This is a genomic window from Paenibacillus sp. DP01 (genome assembly GCF_044784315.1).
Taxonomy (GTDB): domain Bacteria; phylum Bacillota; class Bacilli; order Paenibacillales; family Paenibacillaceae; genus Paenibacillus; species Paenibacillus polymyxa.
This window is the reverse complement of the sequence record NZ_CP173059.1, coordinates 5,093,586-5,108,354: the sequence shown is the minus strand read 5'-3', so window position 1 is coordinate 5,108,354 and position 14,769 is coordinate 5,093,586. Positions and strand designations below refer to the sequence as shown.

Sequence of the window (14,769 nt, the reverse complement as noted above, 5' to 3'; positions counted from 1 at the left end):
TAATTAACTTCATGAGAAAAAGCGTAGGTTACAAGGCTGAATTAGTCCGAAATCTGCGCTTTTTGATTCACTAGAGTCTGTAAGATAGTTTGTTTAGTAAAATGGAAGTCATAGAAAGGGGGAAGAATACATGGGGCTTTGGTCAAAAGAGCAACTGCGAGCTTTCATTAAGGAGAAAAACCAGGTGACTGCACAGGAGGTGTTGGAAGTAGAAATGGACGCGCTCCTGGGCTAGGAGAAGCAAGAGATCAAGGGTAAAATGACGCCAAACAGCCGTAACAGCAATAGCAAGAAAGAACGTCGTTAGCGAGTATGACGAGCAGAAGCTTGCTGTACCTCGACGTGACGAGCGGCCAGCCAAATGAATGGAATAGCTCTTAAACGGCTTTGACGATTTGACGGGATGAGTAGATGCGCTGTATATAGGCGTAGAAAATGAATTTGATGAGCTTATTGCGATGATTGTTGTTTCGTCCCTTTCAGGGTAGGTTGCGTCTAAGGTGGTGTCATCGAGCCAATTCAGAGCCTCACTTACAACGTGAGCGAGTTGATCCTGAGGACTTCTCGAATGGACTCGACCCAAGCAATGACGACTTTAGGTTCCACCTTCTTTCCAGCTCCTTGTGCATTTTTTCTACTCTTACTTCTTCAAGCTCCAAAGAGTGTTCACGTACCTTGTCCGTAGCTGTATTGCTTGCCCACAGGCTGCTCCAGACGGTATACTCCGTTTTTTCATCCACGTTTTGAGCTCTGTGTCATATTCCGTATCTCCAACTGCTCTATAACCTCTTTTACAGGTACTCCTGCCAATCTCATTTCGGGGGCTCTCACTTTTTATTTCTAACGGGTAACTCACTCTAGTTGCCAACGCAAAAACACCTTCAAGGTTATCCCCCTATCTTACGACAGGATTACATTCTCTTGAAGGTGTTTTAATTGTCTCACGTTGTGGGGTAGTCCCACATCCATTTTAGCAAGGATAGGCTTTTCTGTTTTTTAGGACATCCCATCGATTTATGGGACAGCCTCAAATAAACAAAACAGAGAACAACTAAACTCCAGGGACTATTCTCTTTTCAGTTCGTTTATCAGTTCTTTTTCCTTGGGATCAGCTTGAATCAGCTTATCGTACAATGCTTTGTCATCTTGTCCCTGCTTTTGCAAAGCGGCAATATAGTATCGGGTTACCTCACGATTCGTAGCGTCACTCAGATCGTCCTTCAAGCCGTTTTTCAGGATGACGGCAGCCTCGGCGGGTTTACCTGACATGAACTCAATTTTTCCAGCACTGAGCGCAATGCTTGGAGTTACTTCAAAAGTACGTATCAATTGAATTTCAGGTGGAATCGTCTTAAGATGAGCTACCCCATCTAGAACCTGCTGATAAGCAGCAAGACCTGCTTGGAAATACTTCTGTTCCTTGGCTGAGTCCTTAGCCAATCGAGCTTTATTGCCAAATTCAAACGCTTGGGTAATCAGCAAATTGTACCAATCCAGATCCCAGGTGAAGTTAGCACGGTTATTTTCCAAAATGGCAAATGCCTTGTCATTGTTTCCTTTAGCTTGCTCAAGTCGCATTTTGATAAACAGCATATTTCTATTATACGGTTCTGCCTGCAGCCCCAAATCAACAATGGTCATACCGCCTGTATAGAACTCTTCGCGTTTGGTTTGCTTGTAGACCTGATAATACATACTAGACAAACCAACAATTGAATCAATATGAGTTGGGCGCAGATTCAAATCCTTATTATAAGCAGCTTGTCGTTGTTCGAACGAATTGCTGCTTTCCAGCGCTTTTGCTTCCCAGGCAGCATTGCTGGCTTGTGCAAAGCGCAGCCCTACAAACAGAAGCACAATACTGAGAACACAAATGACGATACTATAAATCGGACGGAAACCTTCAGGCTTCATCGCCAAGCGTTTTACAGGTTGTGCATCCATTGCTGCAGCCATACCCCCGAGTCCAATAAACACCAGTATACCCATGAACACATAACTCATATTAAAGTCCAATAGACTATGGAGCAAAATGGACATTGCCAAGATCAGGTAAAGGAAGTGGCTATCCCGCTTTTCTTCATCGCTCTTGATGTAACCTTTAATGTATTTATAGAAGATATAAAGGATAAACGCCATAAAAATAATGAATCCAAGAATACCGGCCTCTACCAGATACTGCATGAAAAAGTTATGTGCCTGTGCGCTTGTGTAGCCATAGTCTTGATATTTTCCATACAGCGTAGCCCAACCGCCGCCACCTGCGCCAATCAACGGATAATCAGCAATTAGCTTGGAAGCATCGCGATAAAAGGTTATACGTTCCAGCACACTATGCTGTTGGAAGTTGATATTTTCCAGACGTGTCTCTACATTGGCTGGTAGAAAAGTTCGTAGTCCTGTACCAATGAGCAGGAACGCAACTACACCAATCACGACCACAGAGCCAACAGGCAGCCACAGATTAGAGAGTTTACGTGAGGCTAGACCGTGCATCCTTTTTTCCAAACGAGATCCCAGAGAGGTTTGTATAAGCCATAGAACAACTGCAGTCACCAAGGAAGTCCCAAGAAGCAGTCCCCAGCCTTTAGCAGCCACAGCACCGTTGTAGGTCTGATTCAGCTGTAATCCCCAATTTGTAATAGGACTCAAAATAGCAAGTGAAACGACACCCGCAATTGCGCAATGTAAAAGCCATAAGATTTGCCGTGCTGGCTTAAAGAACAGAAGTAAAAGAACAAATACGACTGGCAGCATTATGAGACCACCACGTGAAAGTGTCAGGAACAGTGATACCAATATAGGCACCAGCATAAAGGCATGAGTCGCTTTTCCATACCACGTCTTCGACTTCATCAGACAAAAGATAGCTGCGAACAAAAATGCCATCAAAAATGCCGCATATGTATTCGCGTACTGGAAGACGGAAGTGAGACGCGGACCATTAGTATCTATCTTTATGGCATCAACGTAGCGATTACCGCTTACCATTGTTGAGAACCAATCCACGAGTCGTCCGGCCAATACCCACTGTCCAAACCAGTTGATGAGGCCGAAGCCTATAATAATATAAGCTACGGTCATAATCGCGGTTTGGATGATCTGGTTGCTCAACCGATCTCGCAAGGCGTACAATGTAATGATGAAGAACGAGGCATAGATGCACTGCACCACTACCATGTTCATCGCGAGATAATGAGAAGCAGCAGAAATCAATGAAAGCACGAACGTCAGTGGAAGTAAGATAACAAGCACAGCCAACCAGTCTCTTTGATCTTCCAATTTGAAATTCTTATAATAGGTTACGATTCCCAATATCAGCAGAATCGTGCTGATGATCAAAGCCCAATACAGAGGCTTCTCAAAGTCGAGCATTTGACCATTAAAAAGCGCCGCCTGGAAGGGGGCCCAAGCTAAAAACAAAATCATGCCAACAATTAACACCCAAAACATAGCCGGCCTTTTATCGTCACGGGTCGACGTTTTGGCCTGTTTCCCGTATACTGGATTCGACAAGGTTTACAATCTCCTTTTCTTGTAGATACGTCAACATTTTAGCATATAGTAGCTGTCAGAGCCATATCGCAAGAATAAACTTCCCACATATTTACATTGTTGTATTGTAAGAGACTTACCAAACCATGTTTAAGGTCGTGACACACTCGTATGAATTTAACTCAAAACTTTTCGAAAAATTTAAAGTTACTTTGGGAATTGTCTAAAAAGGATATACAATCTAGGTACCTTGGTTCATTTATGGGGGTACTCTGGGCTTTTATACATCCTATGGTGTCTATACTTGTTTATTGGGTCGTATTTCAGGTTGGTTTTAAAAATGTACCTATTGGTGATACACCCTTTATACTTTGGTTACTAACAGGCATGGTGCCGTGGTTATTCTTTTCGGAAAGCTTGTCAACTGCAACCAATAGTATTATTGAAAACAATTATCTGGTAAAGAAAATTGTTTTCCGAGTAGGCTTGCTACCAATGGTAAAAATTTTGGCTGCTCTTTTTGTCCATGTGTTTTTTATCATCGTTCTTTTCATTATGTTCAAAATATACAATGTTGAATTTACGATGTATAACATTCAAATCCTTTATTATTTATTGGCCACCATTCTTCTTTCTTTGTCCATTTCTTACATAACAGCGACATTGGTTGTTTTTGTAAAAGATGTTGGTCAAATTGTAGGAGTGTTTATTCAATTGTTTTTCTGGCTTACGCCAATCTTTTGGAATTTGAATATTGTCGAGGATAAGTATCAGTTTTTCTTTAAACTTAATCCTGTTTTCTATATTGTTGAAGGATATCGTGATACCTTTATTAATCACAAATGGTTCTGGGAGCATCCATCCATGACGATCTACTTTTGGGCTATTGTGATCATCGCAGGTACGATAGGAATCAAAATTTTCAAAAAAATGAAATCTCATTTTGCTGATGTATTGTGAGGAGAAGAGTATGACTCAAACAGAATCAGTTGCTGTAGAAGTTAATAATGTCACTAAAATATATAAAATATATGATAATCCCAATGAACGTTTAAAAGAGGCTATTCATCCTTTTAAAAAGAAATATCATTCTGATTTCAAAGCCATAAGTGACCTTTCCTTTTCTATTAAAAAAGGGCAAGCGATTGGCATTATCGGTAAAAATGGTTCGGGCAAATCGACTCTTTTAAAAATGATTACAGGCGTAATTACGCCTACCCATGGAAGCATAAAGGTGAATGGGAAAGTTGCGGCTCTGTTGGAACTCGGTGCTGGGTTTAATCCGGATTTAACTGGAATGGAAAATATTTATTTAAATGGTACGCTTATGGGCTATAGCAAAGCAGAAATGGATGAGAAGGTAGAAGATATTACATCCTTTGCGGATATTGGGGACTTCATTAATCAACCAGTCAAAATGTACTCCAGCGGTATGTTTGCCCGATTAGCCTTTGCAGTAGCCATCAATGTTGATCCAGACATTTTGATTGTGGATGAGGCCTTGTCTGTTGGAGATATTTATTTTCAGGCCAAATGTATCACCAAAATGAAGGAGCTCTCTAAAAAGAGCACAGTTTTATTTGTCTCTCATTCCATGGATACCATTAAGAGTTTTTGTGATACAGCATTGCTTATTGATAAGGGACACATGGTCGAAATTGGTCCAGTGAAGCGCGTAGCACAAATTTATGAAAATATTATTAACCAGGAAATTGCAGATATGAAGCGTGTCCAATCTTTGGATACATTTGTGAATTCCGAAACGGATAAAAAGAGTACGCTGTTGTTGTTAGAAGAGGATCCTGCTTTTGCAAAACGTGCCAATGAGTTTCGTTCAGGAACGGGAGATGCACGTTTTATAAGGGCAGACTTGTTAGTCAATGGAGAAGTGGTAAACCAGGTCCCTTTTGGCGAAATGGTTACTTTGCGTTTGCTGGCACAATATTATAAAGATATTGATTCCGAGGGAACCATTGGCTACATGGTTAGAAACCATACTGGTGTAGATGTGTTTGGCATGAATATCTACAATAAGGCCAAATTAGTCCCGAAAATGCAAGCAGGGGGCATTCTTGAGGTTAACTTTAATTTCCGCAATCTTTTGTCTGAAAGTGGTAAATACACCATTTCTATTGGCTTAAAGCCTAAGCCGTTTGAGCCTCTTTATTTGGATAGCGTAAGTATAGCAGCTGTTTTTGAGGTTCCTAAGCCAGAGAATAATTACGTACCAGGTTTAATATTTGTAGATAATACAATAGATTTGCAAGTTATTAATTAAGGCTGGTGATAAAATGTGTGGGATTTTGTTTTCTAATGTAGCTATAAATAAAGAAGCATTTCTTAATTCATTAAATATAATGAAGCATCGGGGGCCTACGGCCCCGCTTTGTGTATACCAGCATGAAAATTTTATGCTTGGTCACAACAGATTAAGCATTTTAGATCTGGATCAGAGAAGTGATCAGCCTTTTTTTTCTGATGATGGAAGATATGTGATTATATTTAATGGAGAAATCTATAATTATAAAGAATTAGCTTCTACTTATTCAATTCAAATGAGAACAAACTCAGATACTGAACTTTTATTGAAGCTTTACATTCAATATGGTCCCCAAATGTTGAATTGGCTTAATGGAATGTTCAGTTTTATTGTTTTAGACGTCCAGCACAAATCATTTTTTGCAGCACGAGATCGTATGGGAGTAAAGCCGCTTTATTACAACAAAAATGGTGAAGAGTTCATTTTTAGTTCTGAAATTGCTCCATTGCTCCCATTAGTTCACAACGTTTCTTTAGATCAAGCAGCTGTAAGACAATATAAAAAAATGAGATGTTTTTTTAATAATCGTACTGTCTATAATGAAATAAAAGAGTTTCCCCCAGGATATTACTATGAGAATGGCGAATTTATTAAATATTGGGAACTTGATTATTCAGAGAAAGAGCCGCCTTCTGATGAGGAACTTGAGTTTTTAATTCGTTCTGCAGTAGAGTACCGCAAAATCGCAGATGTTGAAATTGGAAGTTACCTTAGCGGAGGCTTGGATAGCACGATTATTACTGCACTCGCTGGAGTAGAGCATACTTGGACTGTTGGCTTTGAAGATTATAATGAGTTCGAGTGGTCTGAAATCGCAGCAACAAGATATAACACTATTCATCACCCGATATTATTTGATCCTGATCGCTTTTTATCATTAGCTCGTGAACTGGTGATTGTAAAAAAAGAGCCTCTGTCTGTGCCCAACGAAGTGTTGCTGTATCATATGACACAACAAGCATCTGCTAAGAACACAGTCATATTAAGTGGAGAAGGCGCTGATGAGCTTTTCTTTGGATATGATCGTATCTTCAGATGGGCTAGTAGCACCACAGACTTTGATATCCGAGCCTTTAGTGATCTCTACACCTATGGATCGGAAGATGATTTAGAGATTGTAGAAGATGCATTGGCACCTTTTATGAAGTTAAAGTCCCCTCAAAAAATCGTAGCGGCATTCTTTCAACAAGCCCATTTGCGAGGGTTACTCAAAAGGCTGGATAGTGCCTCGATGTTAAATTCGGTAGAAGCAAGATCTCCTTTCTTGGATTACAGATTAATTGAAAGGCTTGCAGGGGTAGACGCTCAGTATAAGATGAAGGATGGAGTTGTTAAGGCTCCGCTCAAGAGAATTTTTAAAGACATTATCCCAGCAGAGATTGTAAACAGAAAAAAGGTAGGTTTTCCTGTTCAACTTGAAAGAGTCCTATCTTCTGAAAAAATTGAAGGGAAGACGACATTCGACAAATGGTTTAACTTCAATTTAAATACGTTAGGAGAAATCTTATGATTATCGGCTATACTTCCGGAGTCTTCGATTTATTTCATATTGGACATTTGAATTTGTTGAGAAATGCTAAGTCACTCTGTGACAAACTCATTGTGGGTGTGACCACAGATGAGTTGGTTTCATATAAGTACAAAAAAGCGGTCATTCCTTTTGAGGAAAGAATTGAGATTGTTAGAAATATCAAATTTGTTGATACTGTAATTCCTCAGGACTCCATGGATAAATTTGAGGTTTGGCAAAAATTAAAGTATGACGTAATGTTCGTTGGTGATGATTGGTTTCAAAATGAACGTTGGGACCAGTACGAGTTGCAGTTTAAGGAAGTTGGAGTGAAAATTATATATTTTCCCTATACGAAGAGTACATCATCAACTTTACTGAATGAGACATTACTGAAATTAAGAAAATAAGTGGATTTTTGCCTGAAAGGAAGAGGTTTTACAGTGAATATGAACAGATCTATAGCTTTTGTCATTCACAATCTTGTTTTATATGAAACGATTAAGCCTTTAATTGAGGAATGTGAAAAAAAGCAGATCGTTTGTGATATTTATGTCCCTCACATTGAAGAAGATGATTGGGGAGACATGTCCTTAGATACCTATCATTATTTGAAGAATAACGGTATAAACGTGACTCTAACAAGCGCTGTACCCGACAAAGCATATAAAATAGCCTTCTATCCTTACCTCCCCTATTATTTGGAAGTTAAGTCCGATTATAAGTTCAGATATCAGTATGGAATGGCTAAACCAAACTGGAATTTAGATACATGGAGTCGGAATTTCGATTTCATTTTTTGTAATGGGCTATATGATTCCTCGGTTCTGGCAGCCTACACTCAGACTGAAATCGTAGGCATGATTAAATATGCTAAATTTCAAAGAATGAAGCGCGAAACGGATAAATATAATTTGCTTTATTTGCCTACGTATGGGAATGAATCGTCTATTGAGCTTGTAATGAACCATATTGAAGAAATTTCAGATACCTTTAATATGAAGGTAAAATTGCACCATGGCACTTCTTTTTTGGAGCATGATCGGGTTAGTCTAGTTAAGTCTCATGTTCCTGAAGTGCTTGATCACAAGGCTTCTCTTGTTCATTTAATAGAAGAAGCGGATGTAATATTGTCTGACGGCTCTGGGGCTATATTTGATGCGCTGTTTACGGATACTCCAATTGTAATATTCCAGCATCCCCAAACAGAATCGTTCGAGGGGATTCTACCTTTGGAAGAACAAATAGTTCAGCAAAACATTGTTCCTTTTGTGAGCGATAACGACAATATTAAGCAAACTTTACTTAATGCAATCTTAGATGAACAACTAATACAACAAAGAAGGAAATTTACTTTAGAGATGTTTCCGGTCAAAGGAAGAGAGACGATAGATAAGTGTATGGATGTAATTAATAGATTTTTACAAGATGACGTAGACCAGGCTTATAGAGCAGGGCATACACGTCTAAAAAATGAATTTAATGAATTACAAACTCATAATCAAAATCAAAGCCAAGAAATAGAACAGCAAAAACAACGCATAGCTGAGCATACGGATCAGATTAACACATTGATTCAAACGCGTGATCATCAGGAAAATGTAATAAACAGCATGTCAGCAGATATTAGATCTCTGTCTGAAAAGAAAGATGAATTAGAACAACAGTACGCTCAACTCACACAGGATTATAATGATGAAAAAAACAACTTGGATATTTTAAACCATCAATATAGACAGCTATTTGGTCAATATAATGAACTGAACACCCAGTTCAGTGAGTTGCAAGAATATAATGGAAGACTGTCCACGGAGCTTCATAATATTTATAACTCTAAAAGGTGGAAAATGGCGAATAAACTTAAACATATTTTACACAAGTCCAAAATGATATATGTTCTTAAGGGATATAGAGTATGGAAAAACTATGGCACCACGATCTTACTAAAAAAGATTAAATCTAAAGTGTCGCATAAGCTTAAACGGACTAACGCAGGGGATCATCCTGTTGATCTGCGCAAAGATGAAGGAAACTACAATCAGTTATTAACTTGGTACGAGTATAAATTTTATAATTATAAAGTAGCCAAAGACAATTCATTTTCCCTGGAACTTGATAAGTTCGAGACTGCATTTGAGAAAGATCTTATATCGATCGTTCTTCCTGTATATAACGGTGAGGATTATGTATCGAAAGCTATTGATAGTATTCTGCAGCAATCTTATAAGTATTTTGAACTCATTATTATTAACGATGGTTCAAAAGATAAAACGGCAGAAATTATTGATGCGTATGCCAAAGCAGATCATCGTATTAGGGTAGTCCATCAGGAAAATCGTAAAATACCAAGAACATTATCCAGAGGTTTTAAACTAGCTAAGGGTGAGTACCATACTTGGACCAGTGCAGATAACATTCTTCCTGAACATTTCTTGGAGAAGATGGTCGCTGATCTTAAACGTGATGAAAATATTGGTATGGTATATGCGAACATGAGGTTAATTGACTCGGACGGCCAAGTAATTTCCAACCATGGCTGGTATGAAGAACCACAGTTCAGTGGCAATGTTATGCTACCTAAGTCCGCATTGGAGCTAAATGTATATCCTAACAATACGATTGGTGCGGCCTTTATGTATAGGGCCAAGGTGACTCACTTATTAGGTGACTACTCTAGTTATAAGCATACCCTTGAAGATTATGATTATTGGATGAGAGTGAACTCCTTATTTGAGCTCAAACATGTGACGTTCGATGAGCCTATATATGATTATCGCTGGCATGATAAATCATTGACCGCTTCAGATCAAGAACTCGGCATCACATCTAACAGATATAAACTCATGGTACTTGATGATTTTAGAAGGGATTTTTATCTGACCCCATTAGTTTGGATCATTGAGGGAGACGCAGCTGAAGTTAGTGATTTTAAGAAATATGTTCTGGCTAAGGGCCATACCGTGGTTGGAAGAGATGAACTAAATACGATTATTGGCCTTAATTTGGCAACGCCTATTTGCTATTTATATATTAAAACAGGCGAAGTCCATAATTTTGAATTTATGGATTCTAATGCTTCATCGTCTATGTATGCACTGCTTATAGATAAATCAGAGCATACCACAGATACATTTATAGCTGACTATCCTTGGGATCTGAAAATAAAGGATAAAATGAATGGTGAGACGGATAGCAACTATGACTTTTTTGCACAGGAGACCGAAGTTCTGTTCTCTCTTATAAATACCAAGGTTAAAAACGATCACTTATATCGCATTGAGGCGGTAATTGAAAGTGAACCCGTCTATAAAAAGGATCTATCTGTTATTATTTGCACTTACCAGCGGAGTGAGAAACTTTCCAATGCAATTAAATCAGTGATAGAACAGTCGTTGGATAAAGCGAGCTATGAAATCATTGTTGTCAATAATGATTATCAGAATGATGAGATTCATCATCTGGTTCGTGAGTTCAGAGCAACCTATAATATTGATGATTCCTTCATGCGATATATGGAGGCACCGTTAAAAGGCCTTTCCTTTGCACGTAATGTTGGTTTATTTGGAGCAGAGGGTGAAGTCATACTCTATATTGATGATGATGCTATCGCGAACTCCAACTTGCTTGAAGAGACCGTCAGAGGCTTCTCAGATCGTCCGGATATCGGAGTTATGGGTGGGAATATTATACTCAATTTACACGAGGAACGGCCTGAGGTGGTTAAACCAGGTACTGAAGCCTACTGGAGTCAGCTTATTGTGGAAGGCGAAGAAATTATTGATTCTAATTTTCAGTGGGAGTTTCCTTATGGAGCCAACTTTGCGGTTAGACATGCTGCACTAATGCGAATTGGGGGCTTTAGAAGCGCTTATGGGCGTAAAGGAAACAATTACGCTGGAGGAGAAGAAATTGTTGTATCTTTTGCTATGAGAGAAATCGGGTATAAGGTTGGTCTTAATCCGAAGATGAAAGTCATTCATGATGTGGACACCTCCCGATATACGGTTGAGCATGTTAGAAAGACAATGCGAAATAGCATTTTAACCAATTACCAATTGCAAAAGGATCTGTATGCGCCAATGGAATCGGATATTGAAGCAGATAAGAATCACCTTGAAATTGTTAAAGCTGAATTAGACCATTTGCAGAAGATGCCGGCTAAAAATCAGGATGTTGAAATTGATATCTTGTATAAACAGTACACAATCGAAGCATATGAAGAGCTGATACAAATGAAGGAAAATGATATAAATACGCGAAGACAGCTGGCAGGAGCGTATAGATAATTAATAAAACTTTAAAGGCGCCTCTTTTATAAAAATAAGGGGCGCCTTTATTAGTATGGAGCTGTTAAATTGAAAATTTTATATTTCTCTCCAATCTATTGGGATGATTTAAAACAACGTCCGCAACATTTGGCTGAAGAATTTGCTAAGCTCCCGGGGGTTCACATTACCTTTGTAGAACCATCCATTAGCATACTTAATAGTATTGCAAGGCAGAACTCAGATTATAAACAAAGAAAACAAACCATTAATGATAGTCTTCAAATATTCAGGCCGTCAGGCAGTCTGAGATTACCTAGAAGCTTTGAAGGCTTAGACATATTTCATATGAATCAATGGTTTGAAAAGAAACAATTAAAGGATTTGGTTTCCAGTTCAGATATCATTTGGTTGGGGAGCCCGGTTTTTAATCCTCTTATTAAACAAAATAAGAAGAAGATTATATTTGATCGTATGGACGACTATGTATTTCTAACTAACAATGCATTGATGAAGAAGTTACTCAAAAAGTGGGAACTTGAATTACTTGCCAAGGCGGATCTTGTTATATCTACGAGCAATGATTTGCATAAGCATTCTCTATCATTGAATAAACAATCTTATTTAGTGAAAAATGCTGTGGATACAGCTATACTAAACATAAATGTAAATAGCTTGGTTGCCAGTGACTTGAGACGATTAAAGCATGAGGGCTACCATATTTTTGGCTATGTAGGAGCGATTGACCACTGGTTTGACGTGGAAGCGGTTAAGGCAATTACAGAATTTGATGAGAAGTTTGTTGTATGTTTGGTTGGGAGAAATAACCTGAACTATAATTTTGAGCAGCATAGTGGGGTTAGATACTATAACCCAGTTCCCAAATCAGAAATTGGTGCGATTATTGATGTTTTTGATGTTTGTTTATATCCCTTTTCAAGGAATTCAGATAGAATTGATACGATTAATCCAGTCAAAGTTTATGAGTATCTTAGTCTGAATAAAGTGACTTTAGCTGTGCAGAGTGAAGAAACTAAATTATTAGATCAGAAAGGGGTCTATCTATATCGTAGTTTAGAAGAAATAAGGGAGTATCTGGCGAGTGTAGACACCCTGCAACGGCCTTTTAATAATCAGGAGCAACTGGAAAACTTCATAGTCCACAACAATTGGGAAGCTCGTGCAAAAACCATTATGGAGCTACTATAAAAGAGCTTTAATAGGAGGAAGTTAGATATGAAAGGGATTATATTAGCTGGAGGGACTGGCTCTAGATTATACCCGCTTACTAAAGTTACAAACAAACATTTGCTGCCGATTGGTAAATATCCAATGATTTATTACTCTATTGACAAGCTAAAAAAGGCGAATATAAACGATATTTTGATCGTTACTGGAAAGGAACATATGGGAGATGTAGTTAATCTCTTAGGAAGTGGAGTCGACCTTGGAGTTACACTGACTTACAAAGTACAAGATGAAGCCGGTGGAATTGCACAGGCTTTGCTTTTAGCTGAGCACTTTGTTGGTAATGACAAGATGGTTGTAATTTTGGGGGACAATGTATTTAAAGATGATATAACCTCATTCGTTGAAAAATTCAAGCTTCAAGAATCGGGAGCGAAATTGCTACTTCATAAAGTTCCTGATGCTAATCGCTATGGAGTACCAGAATTACAAGGCGATAACATTGTAAATATTGAAGAAAAGCCTAAGAACCCTAAGAGTGATTATGCAGTTACGGGCATTTATATGTTTAACCATTCAGTGTTTGATATTATCAAGACTTTGACCCCTTCAGCAAGAGGAGAATATGAAATCACAGATGTGAATAACGCTTATATTCAACGAAACCAACTTACATTTGATATTTTAGAAAATTGGTGGACTGATGCGGGAACACATGCTTCATTGATGCTTGCTAACAAATTAGTGAGTGAAATGGATTATGAACTATTTTCCTAGGATGATCGCAGGACTAAAGAATCCGCAGATAACAATGACATAAAGAAAGTGAGACTTTATAAATGCAAATTGTGCATGCTCCAGCTAGAATAAAGTGGGTAGATGTTTTAAAGGGACTGGCAATTATTTTTTTAGTCTTCTCACATTTGGTGCCTCATGGTTTTAAAGGGAATGAGTTGATGGATAAAAGCTTTATAATAGGGTATTTTTATTCCTTCCATATGCCTCTTTTCTTTTTTGCTTCTGGGTTTACCTCTAATTTTCAGAAGTATAAATTTAGTAGTTTTTTGTGGTCTAAAATCAAAACAATCCTTTTACCATATACGACTCTTTATATATGTTCCTTATTGTATTTTGGTTGGATGCATTGGATGGGGATTGTCGGAACACTTGATCCAATGGTTGTTATTGAAACTTTTTTATATGCAGATGGGAATCACTTGGGTATTCTTAATATGTCTCTATGGTTCCTACCTTGTCTTTTCTTGGCCCAAATTATTTCGTACTTAGTTTTGAAGATTTCCTCAAAGAAAAGTTATATGTATGTATTTTGGATATTGCTCACCATTCTAGGGGCATTTTTAAGTAAGCTTGATACACATGCACTTCCCTGGTCATTGGGAACTTCAATTAATGCAGCTTCCTTAATTATTTGTGGTTATTTATTTAAAATGAATGAACAATTTTTTATTGAAAAAATCAAATTAAATAAACCATACATTGCTTATGCTGGTGGCTTCCTGGGTCTTGTGTTATTTTTAATAAATGACAAGCCAGGCATGTCAGGAAATTACTATGGGCATAATTATATATTATTTTACCTATCAGTACTGAGCAGTCTAGTATTCTATATTTACTTATCTAAAAAAATTGAGTCATCTAACTTGTTGTCCTATTTTGGTAAAAATTCTCTGGTTATATTTGGTCTTCATGGGTTAATACTTAGCTTCTGGGAGAATGTGAATTTTTACGAGATGTTTTCTGTTAAAACAAATATGTATTTAGATGGAATTTCATTTGTTGTTATCTCTACCTTGCTTGTCTTCTTAAGTTGTGTACTTTTCATTGAAATATTTAATAGATTCTTACCATTCCTGATTGGCAAAAAATTTAGTTTTGGTAATTCTAAAATAACTACAATTCCCAATAAAAATGTTTAATGATTAACTAAAAAAAGCCCCCGATTTTTATTCGAGGGCTTTTTTTATGCGTCG

Annotated in this window: 10 protein-coding genes; 9 read left to right on the top strand and 1 reads right to left on the bottom strand. The window is 37.9% G+C overall.

What is annotated here, in order from left to right; genetic code table 11:
• The first annotated feature begins 130 nt into the window (after positions 1-130).
• Positions 131-235, top strand: a complete 105-nt coding sequence (locus tag ACH59B_RS22590) for a hypothetical protein (protein ID WP_016822975.1) — start codon at positions 131-133, stop codon at positions 233-235.
• Between the two features lie 830 nt (positions 236-1,065).
• Here ACH59B_RS22590 and ACH59B_RS22585 read toward each other — a convergent pair.
• The gene (locus ACH59B_RS22585) at positions 1,066-3,516 is read right to left on the bottom strand and encodes an O-antigen ligase family protein (RefSeq protein WP_016822976.1); all 2,451 of its coding nucleotides are present in this window, start codon (positions 3,514-3,516) and stop codon (positions 1,066-1,068) included.
• A 150-nt stretch (positions 3,517-3,666) separates the two neighbouring features.
• On the opposite strand from ACH59B_RS22585, the gene ACH59B_RS22580 reads away from it, so the two are divergent.
• From ACH59B_RS22580 to ACH59B_RS22545, 8 genes are all read left to right on the top strand, one after another.
• Entirely contained in the window at positions 3,667-4,455 is a 789-nt protein-coding gene (locus ACH59B_RS22580) for an ABC transporter permease (protein ID WP_026065453.1), read from the top strand.
• 10 nt (positions 4,456-4,465) lie between these two features.
• Complete coding sequence (locus ACH59B_RS22575; protein WP_017427437.1) at positions 4,466-5,773, top strand: ABC transporter ATP-binding protein; 1,308 nt, start codon at positions 4,466-4,468, stop codon at positions 5,771-5,773.
• A gap of 13 nt (positions 5,774-5,786) precedes the next feature.
• Positions 5,787-7,325 carry an asparagine synthase (glutamine-hydrolyzing) gene (gene asnB, locus ACH59B_RS22570; RefSeq protein ID WP_038978184.1) on the top strand — a complete coding sequence of 513 codons (1,539 nt, stop codon included), beginning with the start codon at positions 5,787-5,789 and terminating at the stop codon, positions 7,323-7,325.
• The gene (locus ACH59B_RS22565; RefSeq protein ID WP_016822980.1) at positions 7,322-7,735 is read left to right on the top strand and encodes an adenylyltransferase/cytidyltransferase family protein; all 414 of its coding nucleotides are present in this window, start codon (positions 7,322-7,324) and stop codon (positions 7,733-7,735) included. Before asnB ends, ACH59B_RS22565 begins: the two co-directional genes overlap by 4 nt.
• 39 nt (positions 7,736-7,774) lie before the next feature.
• A complete protein-coding gene (locus ACH59B_RS22560) occupies positions 7,775-11,611 on the top strand; it encodes a glycosyltransferase (protein WP_206703937.1) in 3,837 nt (1,278 codons plus the stop codon).
• 69 nt (positions 11,612-11,680) lie between these two features.
• Positions 11,681-12,799 (top strand): hypothetical protein, encoded by a 1,119-nt coding sequence (locus ACH59B_RS22555; protein WP_404302725.1) that lies wholly within the window; start codon positions 11,681-11,683, stop codon positions 12,797-12,799.
• Positions 12,800-12,826: 27 nt separating this feature from the next.
• Entirely contained in the window at positions 12,827-13,555 is a 729-nt protein-coding gene (locus ACH59B_RS22550; protein ID WP_019688736.1) for a sugar phosphate nucleotidyltransferase, read from the top strand.
• 62 nt (positions 13,556-13,617) lie between these two features.
• Positions 13,618-14,715 (top strand): acyltransferase family protein, encoded by a 1,098-nt coding sequence (locus ACH59B_RS22545; protein WP_404302723.1) that lies wholly within the window; start codon positions 13,618-13,620, stop codon positions 14,713-14,715.
• Positions 14,716-14,769: the final 54 nt, after the last annotated feature.